The sequence below is a fragment of the Agrobacterium sp. AGB01 genome, assembly GCF_014851585.1.
Taxonomy (GTDB): Bacteria; Pseudomonadota; Alphaproteobacteria; order Rhizobiales; family Rhizobiaceae; genus Agrobacterium.
In genome coordinates, this window is record NZ_JACVAB010000003.1 from 113,283 (window position 1) to 134,835 (window position 21,553).

Genomic DNA, 21,553 nt, shown 5'->3' on the forward strand with positions numbered 1-21,553 from the left:
CAATGACCTCATACCCGCTGACCGAGTTCGCCGCCGCCATTGAGGGTGTCGAATTGACGATGGACCCGCGCCGCATTCGCGTCAAAAGCCGTGACCGCTACGCCGTCAGCCCGCTGCTGCGCACCATGCTGGAAGGCAAGCAGGCCGATGTAGTCGTCACGCCGAAAACCATTGAGGAGTTGAAGCGGGTCGTCTCGGCAGCGGTCCGTTATCGCATCCCCATCACCGAACGAGGTGGCGGGTCTGCCAATTACGGCCAGAGCGTGCCGCTGCGGGGCGGCATCCTGCTCGACATGAGCGCCTATGCCGGCATGGTCGAGCTAGCTCCCGGCATGGCCCGCGCTAAGGCAGGCACACTGGTCATCGACATTGACAAGGCAGCCCGCGAGATCGGCTGGGAGTTGCGCGTCCACCCGACAACAGCTCGCATTGCTACCATCGCCGGCCACATCGCTGGCGGTACCGGCGGGCCGGGTTCGGTCGTCTACGGCATCCTGCGTGATCGCGGCAATATTGCCGGCGCGCAGGTGCTGACAATGGAGGAAGAACCACGCTTGATCGAACTGCGTGGGCCAGACGCGCAGCTCATTCACCATACCTATGGCGCAACCGGCATCATCACCGAAGTCGAGATGCCACTTGCTCCGGCATGGCCTTGGATCGAAGCAATTGTTGCTTTCCCGGAATACATGCAGGCGGTGCGTTTTGGCGTGACGCTTGCCAATGAAGCGGGCATCAACCGCAAGGTCGTTTCGGTTCAGGAATGGCCAACACCAAAGCTGATCCGGCAATTTGCCGATATCGTGCCCGAAGGTCATTCGATCTGCTCGACCATGATCGCAAAAGACAATTGGGAGGATTTCGAGGCCTGTGTCGCCTCCTTCGGTGGCACCATCGTTTCGTCCGCGCCAGAAGGCAAAGGTCCCTATGGCGGGCCGATCTGGGAATTCGTGTTCGGCCACGCGCTGTTCCAGATTCAAAAGACCGAGCCCGGCCGTTCCGTCGTCGAAGGCTTCTTCCGCGATGCCGATCTGGTGGGACTTGTGCAGCGGGTGCACGACAAGGTCAGCCATTATGGCCCGATGCGCATGGAAATCCTGCGCGTTGGTGGTCAGGTGGTTGGCTCCGGCTCGCCCTATTTCGTTTACGAAAGCCCGGAACAGATGGCCACCATGGTGCGGCTGATGCAGGAGGCCGGAGCCGTGGTCTCCAACTCACATACCTCCAATGTGCGCGCCGTCGGCAAAAAGGAAATCACCGAACGCGAGATCGCCTTCAAACGTCAGGTCGATCCTTACAATCTGCTCAATCCAGGCCGCTTCGAAATCGACGACAAGGCCGATGAAAAATTCGCCATCGAACTTCCAACAGACAAATGGGATCGGCGTCAGGCATGAACGACATTTCAAACACCAAAGACCTCACTGGCAGGTTTGCCGTTTTGCCTCCGGAAACGCAGTCGATGCATTTGAGTGACGGCATAAGGCTTGATGCAGATATCTACCGTCCGGTTGGCCCCGGCCCTTACCCGGTGCTTCTTCAGCGGCAAGCCTATGGCCGTCGCATCGCATGCACCATCTGTTACGCGCATCCGGCCTGGTATGCGTCGCATGGTTATATCGTTGTGGTCCAGGACATCCGTGGTCGCGGCACGTCGGAAGGTGTGTTCCGTCCCGGCGAAAACGATATCGAGGATGGTGCGCAAGCGGTTGAATGGGCTGCAGCACTGGAAGGATCGACCGGCGATGTCGGCATGTATGGTTTTTCCTACCAGTCCTACAACCAGCTGCTTGCCGCCACTGGCAACAGCCCTTCGCTGAAAGCAATCGCACCGGCAATGGGTCCGTGGGATGCAGGTTCCACATGGGCCTATGAAAACGGCGCGCTGCGGATGAAACAGATGGTCGGCTGGGGCATTCAGATCACCGCCGAAGCGGCACGGCGTGCCGGTGACGACGAAGCCTACGCGGCACTGATGGCTGTATCTGCCAACCTACCAGTTAACGGTCCAATTGCCGCAAAACCGGATATTCTGACAAAATACCGCGATTACTCTCATGTCATGGACTGGCTTGAAACACCTGCGGACTCCGATTTTTGGGCCAAAATTTCCCCCTCAACCCATGCCGAAAAAATCAAGGCCCGCAAACTCCCCATGCTGGTCATTGGCGGTTGGTTTGACACACATCTGGCCAGCACGATCAAAGCGTGGAAAGAGCTTTCGTACGACGATGACGGAATATCGCGGTTGATCATCGGCCCCTGGGTCCATTTCCCCTGGGTCAGCAAGGTCGGCACTGTCGACTTCGGGCCTGCGGCGGAGCGAGACACCGACATGGAGCATATCCGCTTCTTCGATCAGGCTCTCAAACACAAGTCGGCTACAGAACTCACCAGCAAGCCAATCTCATTCTTCGACATGGGCGTAAAATCCTGGCGCGACTTGGAAAGCTGGCCGGAGGATGAGCAGACCTTCTACCTTGGCAGCACAGGCCGTGCGGCAATCCGTGACGATGACGGCACGTTGAGCGAACAGCAAGGTCTGTTGGATGCCAGCGATTACATCGTACACGATCCTTGGCGCCCGGCTCCTGTAACAGGTGGCTGTTACGGCGTACCGGCTGGCCCTGTTGACCGTCGCCTGACCGATGAGCGTGGTGATGTTCTGACATTCACGACCGCGCCGTTGCAATCCAGCCTGACCTTGGCCGGAGAACCGGTGATCGAGATATCCGCGACCTCAGATTGCCCGAGTTTCGATCTGTCCTGCGTTCTCTCCACAGTCACAAAGGACGGTAGGGTCCTGCAGATTTCCAGCGGTTATGCACATTATAGAGACGCTGGCGAGGGAACCTACACCCTGCCTCTGACAACAACGTGTTCGACCATTCTGGCGGGTGAACAGTTGCGACTATCCATTGCAGCCTCCGATTACCCCGCCCATCCGGTCAATCCCGGCACCGGTGAGGACCCGGTATCGACCCCAAAAACAAAGGCGGTGGTTACGACGATTTGCGTGTCACATGGCCCGTCGCATAGCTCAACCTTGCGTCTGCCCATCGCCGAACTTTCGGGAGTGCCGTCTTGACCGATCTTGCTGTGAGCTCTTCCAATCCGACCTCGGTCAAATGGCGCAGGGCGGCGGCCGAGACTGCTGCTCCAGCTCTCGGCGGTGTTATTTTCCTCATTGCATGGGAAGCACTGGTCACCCATTTTCAGGTGTCGCGTTTTATCCTGCCACCACCGTCGGCAATTATCGTCAAGATGGTCGATGAGTTCCCCTCGCTGTTGAGCGCTCTTGGGTTTACGGCATCGATCACCGTCTGCGCCTTTGTCGCCGCACTCGTATCCGGCGTCACCCTGGGCGTGCTTCTGACCCAAAACAAGCAGGTGGAACGTATCCTCTGGCCCTATGCCGTTGCCCTGCAGGTTACCCCCATGGTGGCGATTGCTCCGCTCGTGGTAATCTGGGTTGGCCTGAACCGGGTATGGCTTGGACTGATGATCCTTGCCTGGATCGTGGCCTTCTTTCCCATGCTGTCCAACACCGCCGTCGGCATGAAATCTGCCGATCACGGCCTGCGCAACGTCTTCAGCCTCTACAAGGCAACCCGCTGGCAGCGTTTTCGCTACCTGCAACTGCCATCCGCACTTCCCTTCATTCTGGCAGGGGCGCGGATATCCTCCGGTCTTTCAGTCATTGGTGCCGTGGTTGCCGAATTTGTTGCTGGCGCTGGTAATGCCACAGGCCTTGCCTGGACCATCGTTGAAAGCGGCGCGATGCTGGATGTCGCCCGCATGTTCGCGGCACTTTTCATGCTCTCCGCCTTTGGTCTGACGATCTGGTTCATCATGGCCAAGGTGCAACATGCTTTGCTCAGCCGTTGGCATGAGAGCGAACTGGTGCAGGAGGGTTGATGATGAACGCAGGAAACACCGCTATGCTCGACATGCCCTCGACACAGGTAAAACCAATCGTGCGCCTCAGCGGCGTCGACAAGATTTATGGCAATGGCACAGTTGCTCTTCGCGACCTTAACTTGAAAGTTCAGCCCGGCGAATTCGTCAGCCTTCTCGGCCCAAGCGGCTGTGGCAAGTCTACCGCGCTGCGCATTGTTGCCGACCTTGGCCAGCACACCGCAGGACGTGTCGACCGACCGGGAGACGACGTAACCGACGCACGCGGGGAAATCGGTTTCGTTTTTCAGGAGCCGCACCTCATGCCTTGGGCAACGGTTTTCGACAATATTTTTCTGCCGCTGAAACTAGCGGGAAAATCGAAAAACGCCGCCCGTGATGACGTGCTGTCCGTCATTGAAATGGTTGGCCTGCAAAACTTCGCGAATGCCTATCCGCGCGAACTGTCCGGCGGCATGAAAATGCGTGTTTCCATCGCCCGCGCATTGGTCACAAAACCAAAATTGCTGCTGATGGATGAGCCCTTTGCAGCGCTGGATGAAATTACCCGCAACCGCCTGTCCAACGACCTGTTGCGCATCTGGGCATCTACCTCGTCCACAGTGATGTTCGTCACCCACAGTGTTTATGAAAGCGTGTTTCTCTCAAGCCGCATCGTGGTCATGGCAGCCCGCCCCGGCCGTATCATTGGCGAAATCCCCATCGAGCGGGCTTATCCACGCGATGCCGAATACCGCCTTTCTCCTGAATATGCTGGTTACTGCCGCGACGTATCCGCGCTGCTCAACAAGGCGATGGAGTAGGCCGATGCAGGTTTCGATGCGTGACATCGTCATTACCGCCATCGATGATGAGGCAGACGGCATTCGCTCCTTCAGACTGGAAAGTACCGATGGTGAGCCTTTCGCAGCTTCTCCGGCAGGGGCACATATCGATATCCACCTGCCCGACGGTCTGGTGCGGCAATATTCGCTTTGCAATGATCCGGCGGAAACCAACTTCTACCGGATTGCCATCAAGCGTGAACCTCAGTCACGGGGTGGTTCACAATGGTTTCATGAGGCCGCGCACATCGGCGCCAAGTTGAAGATGGGTGCTTCGCGAAGCCTTCTCTCCGTATCAAGCAAAGCCGAGCGGCATATCCTATTGGCAGGCGGTATCGGCATTACACCTCTTTACAGCATGGCCATGCATTTCCTCTCCGCCAGCAAACCATTTGGACTGCATTACTTCGCGCGGTCGAAAGAACAGGCCGCCTTTTTCGAAGTGCTTTCATCCGGCGCCTTCGCAGATCATGTCCATTTTCATTTTGGTCTGGAGACCGCGGCACTAGCACCGGTTCTGGATGGAATTTTCGTGCAAAGAGGCAGCGGTAGCCATCTCTATATGTGCGGCCCAGGAGCTTTTATGGATCACGTACGGACGCAGGCATCACGCCTCTGGGCCGAGACGGAAATCCATGAGGAACGGTTTTCCGGAGCGGCGGCTCCAGAGAGTGCGGATAGTTTTCGTGTGGTTCTTGCGCGTAGCGGAACCACAATCGATGTGCCGACCAATCGCAGCATACTCGACGTATTGATGGCCAATGGCCACGACATCGAACACTCCTGCGAACAGGGCTTTTGCGGAAGCTGCATGACGGCCCTGCTTGAAGGCGAGGCCGACCATCGCGACACATTTCTCACCCCGGAGGAGATCGCATCCGGCCAGTGGATCATGCCTTGTGTGTCCCGCGCCAAAACCGCTCAACTAACCCTCGATCTGTAATTTAGGACTGCCCCATGCCCGATATCTCCGATGCCTTTATCCAACGGTTTGATCACACGCTTCAAGCGAGCCCGGTAATCAACGACCAGCCGCTCTCCGGCTTGAGCGTCGCTGCGAAGGACAATTTCGACATTAGGGGCCTGATCACAGGAGCTGGAAACCCGGAATTTGCGGAGGATCAGAAACCAGCAGCGGCAAATGCGGGCGTTGTCGACACGCTACTGAAAAATGGCGCCTCCATCATCGGCAAAACGCATATGGACGAACTTGCCTACAGCCTGATGGGTTTGAACGCACGTTACGGCGTGCCGTTGAATACGGCAGCACCATTGCGCGTACCAGGCGGCTCTTCCTCCGGCTCAGCGTCTGCGGTGGCCGCTGACCTTGCCGACATTGGATTAGGAACAGACACCGGTGGATCTGTTCGGCTTCCCGCCTCCTTTTGCGGCCTTTATGGCTGGCGCTCTACCCATGGGCTGATTTCATCCGAGGGCATGGTGCCGCTGGCCGCGAGTTATGACGTATCGGGTTTCTTCACCCGGGATCGCAATCTGATGGAACGGATCATCTCGGTCTTTTGCCAGACATCACCCGACGCTACAGACATTCGTTATTGGGCACCCGAAGACCTTTGGGCCTTACCGATGGATGAAACCCGTGAACATATCCGCTCTGCCCTCCCCGCCTTCGATTACAGGCTTGATACGATCCTGCCTGACGGTGGAGCGGAAGCTTCCTTAAGCGCATTTCGTCTCCATCAGGGATACGAGATCTGGCAGCATTTCGGGGAATGGATTACCAAACGTCAACCGGCCTTCGGACCGGGCATCAAAGAACGTTTCGCCATGGCGAGTAAAATTACCGAAGCCGAATTCAAGGAGGCCAGCGCCTACCGCGAGCGACTTCGTGCACGGCTGGATGCACTTTTACCCGAAGGGACAATCCTGCTCTATCCCACGGCGCCCGGCCCTGCACCTTTGCTGACAACACCGCAGTCAGAACTTGAGCCCTATCGCAATCGAGCGCTGAGCCTGATGTCGGTCGCCGGTCATGCGGGTCTACCGCAACTCAGCATTCCCTTCGGAACGGTGGATGGCGCACCCGTTGGACTTTCCCTGGTCGGTAGACCGGGCAGCGACCTGCTGCTCATCAAAGCCGCCGCCTCGTTTCCATCCTTCTGAAGCGTCAGGACATCAGCATGCTGCAAACCGCGCTCGCCTTTAACGGCACTTTCACCGCACCACACCGCGAAGCGGCCTATGCCGGACGCCGTATTCTTGATGAAGGTGGCACCGCCATGGAAGCCATGGTTGCCGCAGCCGCGATGATCGCCGTTGTCTATCCGCACATGAACGGTATCGGCGGGGATGGCTTCTGGCTAGTCCACAGACCGGGTAAACCACTCACTGGCATTTCCGCCTGTGGACAGGCAGCCGGTCTTGCGACGGTTGACTGGTACCGTGACCGTGGCCATGTCGCCGCCATTCCTACGCGCAACGGCGAAGCCGCACTGACCGTCCCCGGCACCATCGGCGGATGGGACATGGCGCTGTCGATGGTTGATAACGCAAAGCGTTTTTCTGTCTCCGAACTTGTTTCAGCTGCCGTCGCGAAAGCACGCGACGGAATTGCCGTCACCGCCAACCAGTCAATCTGCACATTAGACAAATTACACGAACTTGCCGGTGTTGCGGGTTTTGCCGAAACCTATCTGATCGATGGAAAAATACCGCCAGCTGGCGCGCGTCTGCGACAGTCACGACTGGCCGATACGCTGGAAGAGCTCGGGCGCAAAGGCCTGCGCTCCTATTATGACGGCGATCTCGCTCAAAGCCATGCAGCCTTTCTTGAGCGCAACGGCAGTCCGTTGCGGGTTGAGGATTTCAGGCACTATGCACCGCGTGAAGTTACACCGCTCAGCGTCACGACGCGTGAGGGCACGCTCCACAACATGGTCGCGCCTACCCAGGGTGTCGCCTCCCTGATGATCCTCGGTCTCTTTGATCGGCTGCAAATCGAAACTGGCGAAGGTTACGACCACATTCACGGGCTGATCGAGGCAACAAAACAGGCCTTCATCAAACGCAATCGTGACCTTGGTGATCCGGCCACAATGACTGCCGACGCCCAGACATGGCTTGAGGCTAAAGCGCTCGATAATCTCGCCGCCAGGATCGACATGAACCGGGCACTGCAATGGCCGTACAAACCAGCAGAGGGCGATACGATCTGGATGGGGGCTGCCGACCGATACGGCAATGTCGTCAGTTTTATCCAGAGTGTCTATTGGGAGTTCGGCTCCGGACTTACCTGCCCCGAGACCGGTGTGTTTTTCCAGAACCGTGGCGCCGGTTTTTCGCTTGCCGAAGGTCCAAACCAGCTGCAGCCCGGCAAACGGCCGTTCCATACGCTCAATCCGGCCTTCGCAAAGCTCGCCGACGGCCGCGTGATGGCCTATGGCACCATGGGCGGTGAGGGCCAACCGCAGACGCAAGCTGCAATTTTTACCCGCCATGCCCGTTTTGGCATGCCGCTTCAGGAAGCAATCACCGCACCGCGCTGGCTGCTCGGCCGCACATGGGGCGCCAGCAGCACCAATTTGAAACTGGAAAGCCGCTTTGATACGGCACTTGTCGAAAAGCTCAAAACGGCGGGACACGACATTGAGATGATCGCGCCGTTTTCCGATCTTTGCGGCCATGCCGGAGCCGTTGTCCTGCATCCTAACGGGCTTTGCGAAGCTGCTGCCGATCCAAGATCTGATGGTGCGGCTCTCTAATGGCATGACCCTTGCATTTCCTGAACCAGACGACCGGGAATGACCATGTTTGCGAATATTAATCCCTCGATAGATGTGCGGCTGCTCCGCACCACCTACCTCCTGCTTACCGAGCGCAATGTCTCAAGAGTGGCGGTGCTGCTCGGGCACAGCCAGCCCACGGTCAGCGCCTGCCTGAAGAAAGCGCGCGAAATCTTTGCCGATCCGCTGCTCGTGCGAGCCGGACAACGGCTTGTGCTGACCGAAAGAGGCGAAGAGATCAAGACGCTGATCGGCAGCGTGCTGCTTGGCCTGTCTGATGCCCTCAACGGTCAGGACCATTTCGATCCGCGTCTATCCAGCCAGAATATTCGTATTGCTGTGCTCAACTGTTTTGGGGTGTTTCTCGTCCCGGAAATAGCCAAGCGCATTCATCACAATGCTCCCAATGTCACGCTCGACTTCTTTCCGCCGGGTGATAACCCTGACCTTCCCGAAGAACTTGGTGCGGGCCGTGTCGATGTGGTCATCGGCAATTGGCCTGCACCGCAGCCAAGCCTGAAGTCTACCGCCTTGTTTCAATGCGACATTGCCTGCATTGCCCATCGCGATCACCCCTTGGCTGCAGGGGACGCGATATCACTCGATGCCTATCTCGCCGCTAGCCACATTTCACCGACAGCAAGTTCCAGCGCCGGGTTCAGCCCGATAGACGGGCGGTTGGCGCAGCTCGGGCTGAAACGCAACATTGCCATGTCCGTGCCCGAATATGCGATGATCCCGCCTATCGTCGGCGGCACCGATCTTATCTTCACCACGGCGCGCGCCTATGCCGAACATATGGCCGCCAACACACCTGATCAGCACCTGCAGGTCATTGATGCGCCGTCAGAGTTCGACCGCATGCATCTTTACCTGCTTTGGCACGAGCGTAACCACACCAGCATTGCCCACAAATGGCTGCGCCGTATCATCCGGGATGTCGCGAAGGAATTTGAATTCAGCCTGCACGAGCCGACCCTTTCGCCGGCACGCCCTTCCCTCAATCAGCTGCCAATCTGAGCGTCGATATAGCAGTTCATCTATACCGTATATCGGTGTCCGTAGAGTTCACTCAACATCCAAATGCTCATATGATAAGCATCAATTATTGAAGCTCAAATATTGAGCATTTTGCAGTTGATTTCATCATCACTGCGATACAGCCCGCATGAATTCACACGCCTGAGGATATGACGTTGTCAAATAAACATTATCTCACCCTGGACAACGTAACAGCAAGCTACGGCGACCAGACGGCCGTCAACGGTCTGACGATTGAGGTGCCGAAAGGCGAACTTCTTTCGCTTCTCGGCCCCTCCGGCTGCGGCAAGACCACAACGCTTCGCATGATTGCAGGCTTTGTCAAACCGACCATGGGACGGGTCATTCTCAACGATGAGGACATCACCAGAAAGCCGGTGCACGCCCGCAATATCGGCGTGGTCTTCCAGTCCTATGCGCTGTTTCCGCATCTGACAGCATTGGATAATGTCGGCTTTGGCCTGCGTATGCGACAGGTTGACAAGGCAAAGTGTCGTGAACGGGCGGCGGCAGCCCTTGAGACTGTGGGCCTCGGCCCCTACAAGGATCGTTATCCAACACAGATGTCCGGCGGCCAGCAACAACGTGTGGCGCTTGCACGTGCGCTGGTCATCGAGCCTGATGTTCTCCTCCTCGACGAACCACTTTCCAACCTTGATGCCCATCTGCGCGCCGATATGCGCAGCGAAATCCGCTCGCTTCAGCAGCGCCTTGGCATCACCACCGTCTTTGTCACCCACGACCAGCAGGAAGCACTGGCCATGTCGGACCGCGTGGCCGTCATGAGCAAGGGCATCATGGAAGAAATCGGCAAACCAGAACAGCTTTGCGACAATCCACGCTCTGCTTTTACGGCATCCTTCCTCGGTGCCCGGACCGTTATCGAAGGCCGCAGCGAAAATGGTGTTTTCCGCGCACCCGGCCTGTCCTGCACCGGCGCGCCAGATGGCGCAACCCGACTGGTACTGCGCGCCTCACGCCTTAGAATTACAGAGGAAGCCGGCCCGCTGACCCTGCCCGGCACACTCATCAACGCGGCCTATCTCGGAGACACCTGGGAAGCGGACATTCAGTCTGCAGCCGGTACGATCCGTGTGATCGTTCCCTCGGATCTGCCGCCACCACCGCTGGGCGCACCATGCAGCCTTCAGGCCCAGCCCGGCGGCGCCACCTTTATCTGACCCCACCCAACATCTGAACCGCACAGGAGTATTTGCAATGACCCTATCGCGTCGCAATTTCAACAGGCTCGTACTTGGCGCAGGTGCTGGCGTTGGCCTCGCAGCTCCATTTCACATCATCCGCCCGGCCTACGCCGAAATCAAAAAAGGCGACGAACTTGTCGTCGGTATCTGGGGCGGCGCCCAGGAAAAAATCGTCAAAGAATATGTTGAAAAGCCGCTTGTCGAAAAATACGGCTGCAAGATTAGCTACGTGCTTGGTGGCACTGGTGACCGTCGCGCACGCGCCTATGCCGAGCGCGGTCGTCCAAGCTTCGACGTGCTTTACCTCAACATCTATGAGAGCCGTCAGGCCGTAAAAGATGGCGTAACGCAGGAGCCGACCGCCAACGTTGCCAATTTCGAAGCGCTTTACCCAAGCGCCCGCAAGGGAGGTTATGGCGTTGCCTTCAACCCTTGCACCATCGTTTACGACAAGCGCAAGGCATCCAAGCCGATCACCTCCTGGAAGGACCTCTGGAACCCGGAATGGAAGGGCCGCATCGCTTGGCCGGATGGGCTTGGCGCTGAAGGCATTTCTGCATTGATGATGACAGCTCGCGCATGGGGCGGCACTGAAAAAGACTTCGATATGGTGGTTGAAAAGGTGAAGGAATTGAAGCCTTTCGCTGCCATTCAGGCAAGTCAGGCACAGCTGTTTGAAATGTTCGATCAGGGCATCTGCGATCTCTCCGTCGAGTTCGGCAGCTTCACCCGCTCTTACGCGGAAACCCGCAATCCGAACATCGAAATTGCGTCTCCGACTGAAGGTCAGGCACTGGCAATGAACGTTGCCTGCATCACCGAAGGCACCAAGAACCAGAAGCTGGCCGAAGAGTGGGTCAACCTGCACCTGTCCGAACCTTGCATGCTGGCCTATGCCCGCGAAATCTATTACTCCCCGACCGTCAACAACATCACCATTCCTGACGATCTGAAGAGCAAGCTGATCGTTGGTGATGAGCAGGTTTCGCAGCTGGTTGATTTTGATTGGGATTTCATCAACGCCAACCGCGCCAAATGGCAGTCCCGTTATGACCGGGAGATCGCCGGATGACACGGTGGATAGGACCGGCCCTTTCAGCACCGGTTACTTTTTGGCTACTTTTGTCTTTCGCGGCACCCATGGCCGCGATCTTCCTGCTGTCGCTTCACGAATACCCTGATCCGTTTGGACCACTGATCACTGCGCCGTCGCTGGCGCAGTATATTGGTATCGTCACCGACAGTTTCTATTTCCGCGTTGTGGGTGAAACGATTGCACTCGGCCTTGGCGTCACCTTGCTGACGGCCCTGCTGGGTTATCCACTCGCCTACTGGCTGGCCCGCATTCCGGTGAAATACCGGGCTGCGGCCTTCGCCATCATTCTCATTCCGCTGCTAACCAATGTGGTCGTGCGTTCGCTCGGCATTATTCTGCTGCTTGCGCCGGACGGATTGATCAATTCGGTGACTGGCCTCGTTGGTATTCCCAAGGCCGCCAACATGCTGTTCAACCATGGCGCTGTGGCGGTTGCTCTGGCGCAGGTCTTCCTGCCCTTCATGGTTCTTGCGCTTTACGACAGCATGCAGAACACCTCACCGCGTGTGCATGAGGCTGCCGAAAGCCTTGGCGCATCGCCTGCGATGCGTTTTCTGACGGTCGACCTCCCCCTGTCGCTGCCCGGCCTGCGTTCCGGCCTTGTCATCGTCTTCCTGATGGCCAGTACAGCCTATGTGTCCGCCACCTTGCTTGGCGGCAAGAAGGTCTGGACGACAGGCATGCTGGTCATGCAGGAGGCGATCAAGAACCTCAACGCACCGCTTGCCTCGGCGCTTGCGGTCATCATGACCATCACCAGCTTGGCGTTTGCTGCCCTATGCGGCATCGGCATGAAACGTCTGATGCCATGGCTGAACGAGCGCGCCAGCAACCCGGTATTCCTGCCGAATATCATTGTCAGGCTGGCAGATACCGTCGGTTTCGTGATCGCCCGCCTTTTGCTTGTGGCATCGCTTGGCTTGCTTCTCTTGCCACTGGTGCTCGTATGCATCCAGAGCTTCAACGATGTGCCACAGGCAACGGCCGCCGGTTTCAAGGGCTTCACACTCAAGTGGTATTACGCAGTTCTGTTCAACGGTGCCTATGCGGACGCTTTCTGGGTTTCAGTTCAGCTCGCCACGGTCTCGGTGCTGGTTGCCATTGCACTGGCGCTTCCGGCAGCATTTGCCCTAGCCCGCTTTCCGTTCAAGGGGCGCTCCGTCCTGATGACATTCTGGATGCTGCCACTGTCTTTGCCGCATGTGGCAATTGGTGTCGGCATGCTGAAACTGCTGCAAATCTATCTGATCGTGCCGCCGTTCCTCGGACTTGTGGCAATCCACGTCATCGTCATCCTGCCGTTTGCCATCACCCTGCTCACCACCTCGGTCATGCAGCTTGATCGTTCGCAGGAGGAAGCGGCCGCAAGTCTGGGCGCCGACCCTTTCAGGATGTTTTTCCTGATCACACTGCCAGGCCTTGCGCCGGGTCTGTTTGCAGCAAGTCTCGTCGGCTTTCTGCTGAGCTTTGGTGAAGTAACGGTCACCAGCTTCCTGACCACGGCACGCCTGACAACCCTGCCGGTTCGTATCTACGCAGAATCAACCTTCAGTCTTGAACCGACAGCCCATGCAATCTCCGCAGTGCTGATTGTGTTCACGGTGATGGCCCTGATCCTGGTCGGTCGCCTTGTCCGACTGGACAAGCTCTATGCCCGCTAAACGGTAACGGCGAAAAGGAAGCCAACATCATGCAACAGGTTTTCAATCCGCCTGCGGTTCCCAAACCGTTCGGAGCCTATAATCACGGTGTGCTGGTGCCTCCGGGCGCCAGCCTGCTGGTCACTTCCGGGCAGCTCGGCATCGGTCTGGATGATGTCATTCCATGCGATGTCAGCGAACAGGCAGAACTATGCTTCCAGGCAATAGGTGCAATTCTCGAGGAGGCGGGCATGAGTTTTGCGGATGTAATCCGCATTTCCGGCTTCGTGACACGCCGTGAAGATTTTCCAGCCTATATGGCCGTGCGCGATCGCTTCACTCTGGATCGCAAACCCACCTCGACCTTGATCGTGGTGGGTGGCTTCACGCGTCCGGAATTCAAGGTCGAAGTCGAGATTACCGCCGCAAAGATATTTTAAGGGAAAAGTCCCGCTGTTCTCAGCGGGAATACAATTCATCCAGCGAAAATCCTTCGAATTCGCGCAGCAGTTCGACGAAACCTGCCACCTGATGGCGGCAGATGATCTCGCCCTTTTCTGCACTACCCTTGGTCGCGTCACCAACCACGCCATGTGGGTTCAGGTCATGGGCAAGCCAGGACAGTACATGCGGCGGCGCTGGCTGCATGAATTTCGAGCGGCTTTCAGCCTTCGACACGAAGTTCTGCGCGTTTTCCATACGCACGAGCTCAGGCCGGAAATGCAGCATCAGCGACGTTTCCACTTCGCCGCCATGAATGCCGAATTGTCTCTCATGCTCACTGATCAAACCATCCGGGTGACCGAAGCGGCCCCAATGAGTGCAGATAACCGCCATCTGGTGGCGCACCCGCAGCTCCCGGCCAACAATGCTCATGATGTCTGCATTACCGCCATGGGAGTTGACCATCACGAGTTTGCGGATACCGGCTTCCGCAACTTTGGTTCCGATGGCAGTCCAGGCTGGGATAAGAATTTCGGGACCGAAAGACAATGACCCCGGACCGTAGACATGCTCATTCGCCTTGCCGATCTCCTGCGTCGGCAGCACGAGTATGTCGAGGTCGTCAGGGCGCTGTGTCTTCAACTCGTCGAGCATACCATTGGCAATGGCGACATCCGTTGCAACGGGCAGATGTGGCCCATGCTGCTCAGTCGAGGCGAGCGGCAGGATGGCTATGGTTTTTTCGGGCGATAAATGAGCAAAATCGTAGGTATTCAATTCATTCCAATAAAACGGCTTGCTCATGTAAATCCCTCTGATTGTTTTGCGATCATCGTTAGAAGATTAGCCGGGTCTCGAACAGCATCAATTTGCGTCCACCTTGTTGCTTTTCTGCGAACGCCCCCCGACGGTTTGAAGTCTGCTCACCGTATCTCCATATCAAACAGCAATGAAGCACATGCGACCAAAGGTATCGTCCGCCTCTCAAAGTTAATTACATTCTTGACTGCAAATATCATGTTATGTAGGCCCAAGCAGGATCAGGTAGAGCATGCGCACCGCACACGCTCCAAATTGAAAGTATTCGATATGTTCGTCCAACGCCGTTTGAGAGATGTTTCAGCGCGAACTAGAATGTCTCGCGGGATTGTTGTCGGTATCATCGCGACATTGCTGGCCAGCATGTCTGCCGCTCCAAGCGCCATCGCCCAGGAACAAAAGGCGCTGCGCATTGCTTTGGCGACGAGCATTTCAAATGAAGCGGTTGAGATTGCAGCGAAAGAGGCCGAAGCCAAGGGCTTGAAGATCGAGATCATCGAGTTCAACGACTGGAACACCCCCAACACGGCGGTTTCCGATCGCGAAGTCGATGCAAACCTGTTCCAGCATATTCCGTTTCTGGAATTCACCAATGCAAATACCGGGCACAATCTGGTTCCGGTCGCCCCGGCATTCAGCACGCCCTTCGGACTCTATTCCAAAAAATACAAAACGCTTGAAGAATTGCCTGACAATGCCCGCGTGGTTTTCTCTGGGGACCCCGTCAATACCGCCCGTTCCCTGTTGTTGCTGCAGCGTGCGGGCCTGATTGAACTGAAGCCCGATGTTGGTCACCGCGCGACATTGGAAGACGTTGTCGTCTGGCACAAACCGCTCAACATCGTGCAGCTTGATGGCCCGCAGATTGCCCGCGCGCTGGATGAGGTCGATGCCGCTGCCACCTATCCGACATTTGCCAAACTGGCAGGTCTTGACCCGGCATCTGGCCTGATCTTCGAGAACGACCCGATTTATGCGTTCCAGTTTGTCACGCGTCCTGACATGAAGGACGACGCAAACCTGCGCAACTTCATCGACATCTATCGCGGCTCGGATGCTGTAAAGGCAAAGCTGCGCTCACTATATGGAAATCTGGTCTCTTTCCCCTGATTGAAATGACAAGGCATAGGCCTTCTGGATTGGAACACTAGCATGCATGGTGAATACAAGGTGCAGGGCGGTAAGCTCGTGGTCGTGGATCTTGATAATATCAACGACCGTCTGACGAACGTGCAGGTGCACGGCGACTTTTTCCTCGAGCCGGCCGAGGCTCTGGACGATATCCGCACCTCACTGGAAGGGCTACCGGTTATCTCGACCGTTGAAGACATTGTTGCCGCGATCAGAGCCGGCCTGCGCCCTGGCGCTGAAATGATCGGCTTCAGCCCTGAGGCCGTAGCAATCGCTGTGCGCCGGGCGCTCGGCGTCACTGGCACTTGGCGGGATTATGAATGGCAGATCATCGAGACCCCTGCGCTTCGTCCGGCCATGCATCTTGCCCTTGATGAAATTCTGGCAAAGGAAGTGGGCGAAGGCCGCCGCGCCCCTTGCCTGCGCTTTTGGGAATGGGAACGTCCGGCCATCATTATTGGCGGTTTCCAGTCACTTCGTAATGAAGTGGACATGGAGGCTGCGACCCAATTCGGCGTTGAGACCGTACGTCGTATCACGGGTGGTGGGGCAATGTTCGTCGAGCCCGGCACGACCGTGACCTATTCACTTTATGCACCAGCCGAACTCGTTCGCGACATGAGTTTTGCAGACTCCTATGCCTTCCTTGATGACTGGGTTTTGAAAGCTCTGAACTCCCTGGGAATTGATGCGTTTTATAAACCGCTCAACGACATCTCCAGTTCCAAGGGCAAGATCGGTGGCGCTGCACAGAAGCGCTTCACGTCGGGTGCCGTTCTCCACCATGTCACCATGGCCTACAACATGGATGCCGACAAAATGGTGCAGGTGTTGCGCATTGGCAGGGAAAAGCTGAGCGACAAGGGCACAACCAGCGCAAACAAACGCGTTGATCCCCTGCGCAGCCAGACCGGCTTACCACGCGAAGAGATCATCGAGCGGATGAAGGAAACCTTCCGATCCCTCAATGGCGGAATTGCCGGTGGCGTTTCTGCGGATGAATACGCAGCGGCCGAAAAGCTGGCAGCCGAGAAATTCTCGACCGACGAATGGCTGCGGCACATACCCTGAAATCATAACTGGCCATGACATCATGACTGGGCCGTCGGCCCAGATCATTCATTCAGGAGAGTTGCCTTGGCACAGATGACGGTTGGCGCCGCAACCACAAACGAGGATTATCTCAACCGCCGGGCCGAACAACTGGTCATCGAGGGTTATCGATTCCTGGCCGGATTGGCTGATAGTCGCGCCAAACTGACTTCACCATCAGTACTGCGTCTTTATCACGACAATCTTGGCGAACCTGCGGGCGCGGAAGCTGCCGTAGCTCTTGAACGACTTGTCGCCGCACTAAAAACTTTTCGAGCTAGCCCAATTGCCGCCTACCCGCCAGGTTCACGGTTTATCAGTCCGGACGAAGTTTTGGTGCTCGGAATTATCGCTGGGATTCAGCATTGGGATGAGCAAATATTCCGTGCCTGCCTGAAACAGCTCTGCGCCGAAAGCGATCGGATCAGGGTGGCGGCGTCTGCCGAGACCTTTGCAATGGCCTTACACAATGCCGGCATGATCCTGGCACCATTGCCATTCAGCTTAAGAGCCCGCATCGTCAGGCAGTCTGAGACACGCCGACAGAAGGTGCCAGCCTCCATCACCCTGCATTGATTTCCGCTCACACCTGGAAGCTCATTCAACTCGAATTGCGATTTAACCTGATAGCTTGGCGGAAATGGCCGGTATTCTCAAACCCGACGGCCAATTGGCACTTGTGATACCTCCCGCTCCCATCAATCGGGCAGGCACACCCCATGAAGTGGTTTCCTTGCAACCCGCACGGCTGTTGATGGTCGGTTAGCCGGCGTTACAACAGGCCTTTCCAGACATCGAAATAACACCAGGGCCCTTTCGGGCCCTGTTTTCGTTTTTAGAGGAACAGCCTTGGTACGATCAGCGAAATCCAGGGGATGTAAGTCACCAGGAATAGCACTGCGAGCAACGCAAACAGGAATGGCCAGCTTTCGCGGATGTAGTGGCCGATTTTCACCTTGGCGATTGATATGGTGATGAACATCATCGTACCAACCGGCGGAGTAAAGCCGGCAATCGTCAGGTTGATCGACATGATGATGCCGAAGTGTACCGGGTCGATGCCCATGCCCAAGACCACAGGCACAAAAAGCGGTGCCATCAAGATCATTGCAGAACCACCCTCAAAGAACGCGCCAACAGCGAGCAGAATGAGGTTGATGACAAGCAGCATGATTAGCGGATCGGAGATATTCGTCGTCAGGGCTGTGGCTACCATGGCGGGAATGCCTTCCCACGTCAGGTAGGCCGAGAACACAGTCGCCGCGCAGATCAGGAACATCACGCCCGCAGTCGCCAGTGTAGACTCCATTAGAATGAGAGGAATGTGCGACCATTTCAGCTGGCGATAAACCAAGGCACCGACAAGCGCCGCATAGATCACGCAAATCGCGCCAGCCTCGGTTGGGGTAAACAGGCCATAACGCAAGCCACCAAGGATAACGATCGGCAGAAACAGGGCCCAACTGGAATCCAGCGCCTGACGGCCGATCTCGCCCCATGAGGCCCTGCCTTCTCGGCTAGGCTTGTAGTTGCGCTTTTTCGAAATGATCGCAACGGTAATAGCAATCGCTACATAGATCAGCAGCCCCGGCAAATAGCCGGCAAAGAAAATCCGCGTAATCGAGACATCAGCCACAAGCGCATAAAGGATCAAGATGATACCGGGCGGGATGATTGGCGCGATACAGGATGAGGCGGCGGTTACCACAGTGGAAAAACCCTTGTCGTAACCAAGTCGGGTCATTTCAGGCACGATCATCTTGGTGGTCATGGCCGCGTCAGCATTGGCAGAACCCGAAGGCCCGCCCAGCAGCATGTTCACCAACACATTCACCTGCGCCATTCCGCCAGTGTAATGGCCAACCAGCACGTTCGACAGCTTCAGGATTTTATCTGTAATTCCTGAATAGTTGAAAATGACGCCCGCACAGGTGAACAGCGGAATTGCCAGATAGGAAAACGCCTCCGTATTGGCCATCAGATTGGTGACCATCGTGTCGGTCGGCAGCAAAGTGTTGATGAACACGAAGTAGAAAGCCGCAGCACCCATCAGTGACAAAGCAACCGGAACACGCAAAAGAAACAGCGCAAAAAGGACGAAAAGCGGCAGGTAGGAAGTCAAGCCCATGTGAGCCCCCAGACGCTCCCAATGGAGCAAGTAATAACGGGATGAAGAAGGTCGCAGCACATGACAGTTACATCTGCTCTTCCAGATCAACAGATGGCAGTTCCTGCCCTCTGAGGAGCATCACCAGAAAGCGGATGCTGTAAAATGTCATCAGACCAAACGAGATGGCCGGCGCGAGATTGATCCAGAAATAGGGAATTTCAAGAAACGCTGTACGACGAATCCATCCGGACATCGCAAGCGTTGCAGCCAGATAAAAGAAATACCCACAGATCACGACCATGATGATGTAGCTGATGATATGCGCAATATGCTTCGGGACGGGCGCGAACATATCAACGACCAGATCCACCGCGATCATCGCACGCATTCGAAACAGCAGTGACAATCCAAAAAAGACGGAATAGCCGAAAGCGATATAGGCAATTTCTTCAGTGAAAACCAATGAGTTACCCGTCGTAAAACGAATGATGACATTGGCCGAAATAACCAGCACCATGGTGGCAAATGCGACCATAGATACCGTCACCTCGAATTTTGAGACGAGCCCCGCTAACCGGTTCATCACATGCATGATCTTTACTCCATAGATAAACGATGTCCGGCAGAACCGGACATCACGATGAGTGCGTGGAGGAGATGGGAACTTACTTGATGATGTCGTTCATCTTGTCGTAGACGCCAGGCGTCCACTCAGGAAAGGCATCCGGAACCTTCGAAGCAGCTTCAAAGAAGGACGATTTGTCCACGTCATTGAAGCGGATGCCCTTGTCTTCAAGCGTCTTGCGGAACTCGGTTTCAAGCGCTTGGATTTTCGGGATACGCTTGGCCGATTCAGCACGACCCACGGTATCGAGAGCTTTCTTGGCGTCATCAGGCAGGCTGTCATACACCTTCTGGCTCATCAGGATTGAGGTGGTGGCAACAACGTGACCGGTCAAAGATATATTGGGACGGGTTTCATAGAGCTTCGATGAATAAAGCAACGATAGCGGCGCTTCCACGCCATCCGCCACACCCTGCTCAAGGGCGCTGTAAGCTTCAGACCATGCGGTGTTGGTCGGGTTTCCACCAAGGGTCTTGGACACTTCGTTCCACATCTTGGTTGGGGCATTACGGATCTTCATGCCAGCCGTATCGGGACGAGCCTTTACCTCACGGTTGGAAAGCAGATGGCGTGTACCGAAATAAACAAGCGTAACAACACGTAGCCCCTTTTCGGAAAGCTTCGCTTCCATGTCCTTCACCGTGTCAGAGTTCCACAGCTTCTCGATATCCTCAGGCTTCTTCACAAGATACGGGGCCATGAAAGTCGAGAAGTCAGGCACATAGTTGGACAGGTGGCTCGGATCGGAATCCTGCAGTACCGGCGCACCACGCGAGATGGTGTCGATCATGTCGACCGTCTTGCCCAAAGCTTCCGACGGGAAGATTTCGACCTTGAGTGTGCCATTGGACGCAGCTTCCAGCTCCTTGGCAAACTCCTGCCAAAGCGGGTAGGTTTTGTCCTGATTGGACACCACCATGTTCATGCGCAGCAATGTCGGCGATTGCGCGAAAGCAGGCAGCGCACAGGACATAGCAAGGCTGGCAGCAACGCTCGCCGCAAAAACTCTACGGGTGAATTTCAGCATATATTTTCCTCCAGATGGACGTGTCGTGCCTCCCCGGCACGGTTAAGACGATCCCGACCTGTGGTCCGTGTGCGGCTGGCTGCTCCTCCAGCACCGCTCACTCCTCCTCGGCCTCAGTCATATATCATGCATCATATTCTTTCAGCGTCAAGTCCGCCAACAGCCTGCAAACGCGTGTTATTCAAACAAAGTGGCCTGCATCGACGGTTTGGCGGAGACAGCATCCAACCATGACGCGAGTGCGGGGTGACGAACTCGCCAAGCATCCTCGGAAAAACGGAAATCCAGATATGTCAGCGCACAGGCAATCGAGATCGCCCCAATATGGAAGCGGGACAGTTCACCAATGTTTTGCTCCAAATGCGCCAGTGTTTGATCAATCGTGCGTCTGTAAAGCCGGATACGCTCAGGCGATTGCTGTTCTACGGGGCGCAATGTTTCATGGCGGCGGGGGACTGCTGCGTCCATGATCCCGTCACCCAGGGCCTGTTGCAACAGCGCCTGCCAGCGCGCGCCGCTCTCAAGCGGAAATAGCTTTGGACCATAGGTTACATCGAGATATTCACAGATCAGCGGGCTATCGAAAAATGCCTTTCCGTCGTCCAGTAGTAGGGCCGGAACACGGTTCATCGGATTGACGGCAGCAAGCGTTACATCGTCAGACATGGCATTGACGGTAACCAGTTCAAGCGGCACATCGAGTTCGTGCGCAACCACCCTGACCTTGCGGGAATAGGGTGAAGGCACTGCATATAGAAGTTTCATGGGGGTTCTCCGGGCGTGAAAAAGCGTCCGCCGATGACGTCATCGGCGGTTATAAAAATCAGAAATCCAGGAC

20 protein-coding genes are annotated in these 21,553 nt (G+C 56.3%); 15 read left to right on the top strand and 5 right to left on the bottom strand.

Going from position 1 to position 21,553, the window contains the following annotated elements:
* Positions 1 to 2 precede the first annotated feature (2 nt).
* The 12 genes from IB237_RS12365 (at position 3) to IB237_RS12420 (ending at position 13,907) form a co-directional block, all read left to right on the top strand.
* The gene (locus tag IB237_RS12365) at positions 3 to 1,397 is read left to right on the top strand and encodes an FAD-binding oxidoreductase (protein WP_192488979.1); all 1,395 of its coding nucleotides are present in this window, start codon (positions 3 to 5) and stop codon (positions 1,395 to 1,397) included.
* Complete coding sequence (locus tag IB237_RS12370; RefSeq protein WP_192488980.1) at positions 1,394 to 3,088, top strand: CocE/NonD family hydrolase; 1,695 nt, start codon at positions 1,394 to 1,396, stop codon at positions 3,086 to 3,088. The genes IB237_RS12365 and IB237_RS12370 overlap by 4 nt, the downstream gene beginning before the upstream one ends.
* Positions 3,085 to 3,918 (top strand): ABC transporter permease, encoded by an 834-nt coding sequence (locus tag IB237_RS12375; protein WP_210323933.1) that lies wholly within the window; start codon positions 3,085 to 3,087, stop codon positions 3,916 to 3,918. The genes IB237_RS12370 and IB237_RS12375 overlap by 4 nt, the downstream gene beginning before the upstream one ends.
* A gap of 2 nt (positions 3,919 to 3,920) precedes the next feature.
* Positions 3,921 to 4,721: an ABC transporter ATP-binding protein gene (locus tag IB237_RS12380; protein ID WP_192489417.1), complete on the top strand. Its 801-nt coding sequence runs from the start codon at positions 3,921 to 3,923 to the stop codon at positions 4,719 to 4,721.
* A 4-nt stretch (positions 4,722 to 4,725) separates the two neighbouring features.
* On the top strand, positions 4,726 to 5,685 hold the full coding sequence (locus IB237_RS12385; RefSeq protein WP_192488981.1) for a PDR/VanB family oxidoreductase: 960 nt from the start codon (positions 4,726 to 4,728) through the stop codon (positions 5,683 to 5,685).
* Between the two features lie 14 nt (positions 5,686 to 5,699).
* Positions 5,700 to 6,866: an amidase gene (locus IB237_RS12390; RefSeq protein WP_192488982.1), complete on the top strand. Its 1,167-nt coding sequence runs from the start codon at positions 5,700 to 5,702 to the stop codon at positions 6,864 to 6,866.
* A 17-nt stretch (positions 6,867 to 6,883) separates the two neighbouring features.
* Entirely contained in the window at positions 6,884 to 8,464 is a 1,581-nt protein-coding gene (locus IB237_RS12395) for a gamma-glutamyltransferase family protein (protein WP_192488983.1), read from the top strand.
* 45 nt (positions 8,465 to 8,509) lie between these two features.
* Positions 8,510 to 9,505, top strand: coding sequence for a LysR family transcriptional regulator (locus IB237_RS12400; protein WP_192488984.1), 996 nt, complete (start codon positions 8,510 to 8,512; stop codon positions 9,503 to 9,505).
* A 170-nt stretch (positions 9,506 to 9,675) separates the two neighbouring features.
* Entirely contained in the window at positions 9,676 to 10,707 is a 1,032-nt protein-coding gene (locus IB237_RS12405; RefSeq protein WP_246787878.1) for an ABC transporter ATP-binding protein, read from the top strand.
* Positions 10,708 to 10,744: 37 nt separating this feature from the next.
* Entirely contained in the window at positions 10,745 to 11,803 is a 1,059-nt protein-coding gene (locus tag IB237_RS12410) for a PotD/PotF family extracellular solute-binding protein (RefSeq protein ID WP_192488986.1), read from the top strand.
* Entirely contained in the window at positions 11,800 to 13,488 is a 1,689-nt protein-coding gene (locus IB237_RS12415) for an ABC transporter permease subunit (protein ID WP_192488987.1), read from the top strand. The genes IB237_RS12410 and IB237_RS12415 overlap by 4 nt, the downstream gene beginning before the upstream one ends.
* Before the next feature lie 29 nt (positions 13,489 to 13,517).
* Entirely contained in the window at positions 13,518 to 13,907 is a 390-nt protein-coding gene (locus IB237_RS12420; RefSeq protein WP_192488988.1) for a RidA family protein, read from the top strand.
* A 19-nt stretch (positions 13,908 to 13,926) separates the two neighbouring features.
* On the opposite strand, the gene IB237_RS12425 is transcribed toward IB237_RS12420, so the two are convergent.
* On the bottom strand, positions 13,927 to 14,715 hold the full coding sequence (locus tag IB237_RS12425; protein ID WP_192488989.1) for a creatininase family protein: 789 nt from the start codon (positions 14,713 to 14,715) through the stop codon (positions 13,927 to 13,929).
* Positions 14,716 to 15,045: 330 nt separating this feature from the next.
* Between IB237_RS12425 and IB237_RS12430 the strand changes: the two genes are divergently transcribed.
* The 3 genes from IB237_RS12430 (at position 15,046) to IB237_RS12440 (ending at position 17,529) form a co-directional block, all read left to right on the top strand.
* Positions 15,046 to 15,840, top strand: coding sequence for a MetQ/NlpA family ABC transporter substrate-binding protein (locus IB237_RS12430; protein ID WP_192488990.1), 795 nt, complete (start codon positions 15,046 to 15,048; stop codon positions 15,838 to 15,840).
* 42 nt (positions 15,841 to 15,882) lie between these two features.
* Complete coding sequence (locus tag IB237_RS12435) at positions 15,883 to 16,932, top strand: biotin/lipoate A/B protein ligase family protein (RefSeq protein WP_192488991.1); 1,050 nt, start codon at positions 15,883 to 15,885, stop codon at positions 16,930 to 16,932.
* Positions 16,933 to 16,998: 66 nt separating this feature from the next.
* Positions 16,999 to 17,529: a hypothetical protein gene (locus tag IB237_RS12440; protein ID WP_192488992.1), complete on the top strand. Its 531-nt coding sequence runs from the start codon at positions 16,999 to 17,001 to the stop codon at positions 17,527 to 17,529.
* A 259-nt stretch (positions 17,530 to 17,788) separates the two neighbouring features.
* Here the strand turns inward: IB237_RS12440 and IB237_RS12445 are convergent, their stop codons facing one another.
* From IB237_RS12445 to IB237_RS12460, 4 genes are all read right to left on the bottom strand, one after another.
* The gene (locus IB237_RS12445; protein ID WP_210323934.1) at positions 17,789 to 19,081 is read right to left on the bottom strand and encodes a TRAP transporter large permease; all 1,293 of its coding nucleotides are present in this window, start codon (positions 19,079 to 19,081) and stop codon (positions 17,789 to 17,791) included.
* 67 nt (positions 19,082 to 19,148) lie between these two features.
* A complete protein-coding gene (locus tag IB237_RS12450) occupies positions 19,149 to 19,655 on the bottom strand; it encodes a TRAP transporter small permease (protein WP_192488993.1) in 507 nt (168 codons plus the stop codon).
* A 73-nt stretch (positions 19,656 to 19,728) separates the two neighbouring features.
* Positions 19,729 to 20,715 carry a TRAP transporter substrate-binding protein DctP gene (gene dctP, locus IB237_RS12455; RefSeq protein WP_192488994.1) on the bottom strand — a complete coding sequence of 329 codons (987 nt, stop codon included), beginning with the start codon at positions 20,713 to 20,715 and terminating at the stop codon, positions 19,729 to 19,731.
* Positions 20,716 to 20,892: 177 nt separating this feature from the next.
* Positions 20,893 to 21,480, bottom strand: coding sequence for a glutathione S-transferase family protein (locus IB237_RS12460; protein WP_192488995.1), 588 nt, complete (start codon positions 21,478 to 21,480; stop codon positions 20,893 to 20,895).
* Positions 21,481 to 21,553 lie beyond the last annotated feature (73 nt).

Bases quoted from the DNA above. Each gene is read 5' to 3' on its own strand.
- IB237_RS12400 (WP_192488984.1), top strand. From the start codon at position 8,510: ATGTTTGCGAATATTAATCCCTCGATAGATGTGCGGCTGCTCCGCACC.
- IB237_RS12370 (WP_192488980.1), top strand. From the start codon at position 1,394: ATGAACGACATTTCAAACACCAAAGACCTCACTGGCAGGTTTGCCGTT.
- IB237_RS12445 (WP_210323934.1), bottom strand. From the start codon at position 19,081: ATGGGCTTGACTTCCTACCTGCCGCTTTTCGTCCTTTTTGCGCTGTTT.
- IB237_RS12380 (WP_192489417.1), top strand. From the start codon at position 3,921: ATGAACGCAGGAAACACCGCTATGCTCGACATGCCCTCGACACAGGTA.
- dctP (WP_192488994.1), bottom strand. From the start codon at position 20,715: ATGCTGAAATTCACCCGTAGAGTTTTTGCGGCGAGCGTTGCTGCCAGC.
- IB237_RS12450 (WP_192488993.1), bottom strand. From the start codon at position 19,655: ATGCATGTGATGAACCGGTTAGCGGGGCTCGTCTCAAAATTCGAGGTG.
- IB237_RS12435 (WP_192488991.1), top strand. From the start codon at position 15,883: ATGCATGGTGAATACAAGGTGCAGGGCGGTAAGCTCGTGGTCGTGGAT.
- IB237_RS12390 (WP_192488982.1), top strand. From the start codon at position 5,700: ATGCCCGATATCTCCGATGCCTTTATCCAACGGTTTGATCACACGCTT.
- IB237_RS12430 (WP_192488990.1), top strand. From the start codon at position 15,046: ATGTCTCGCGGGATTGTTGTCGGTATCATCGCGACATTGCTGGCCAGC.
- IB237_RS12410 (WP_192488986.1), top strand. From the start codon at position 10,745: ATGACCCTATCGCGTCGCAATTTCAACAGGCTCGTACTTGGCGCAGGT.
- IB237_RS12420 (WP_192488988.1), top strand. From the start codon at position 13,518: ATGCAACAGGTTTTCAATCCGCCTGCGGTTCCCAAACCGTTCGGAGCC.
- IB237_RS12365 (WP_192488979.1), top strand. From the start codon at position 3: ATGACCTCATACCCGCTGACCGAGTTCGCCGCCGCCATTGAGGGTGTC.
- IB237_RS12460 (WP_192488995.1), bottom strand. From the start codon at position 21,480: ATGAAACTTCTATATGCAGTGCCTTCACCCTATTCCCGCAAGGTCAGG.
- IB237_RS12385 (WP_192488981.1), top strand. From the start codon at position 4,726: ATGCAGGTTTCGATGCGTGACATCGTCATTACCGCCATCGATGATGAG.
- IB237_RS12405 (WP_246787878.1), top strand. From the start codon at position 9,676: ATGACGTTGTCAAATAAACATTATCTCACCCTGGACAACGTAACAGCA.
- IB237_RS12425 (WP_192488989.1), bottom strand. From the start codon at position 14,715: ATGAGCAAGCCGTTTTATTGGAATGAATTGAATACCTACGATTTTGCT.
- IB237_RS12415 (WP_192488987.1), top strand. From the start codon at position 11,800: ATGACACGGTGGATAGGACCGGCCCTTTCAGCACCGGTTACTTTTTGG.
- IB237_RS12395 (WP_192488983.1), top strand. From the start codon at position 6,884: ATGCTGCAAACCGCGCTCGCCTTTAACGGCACTTTCACCGCACCACAC.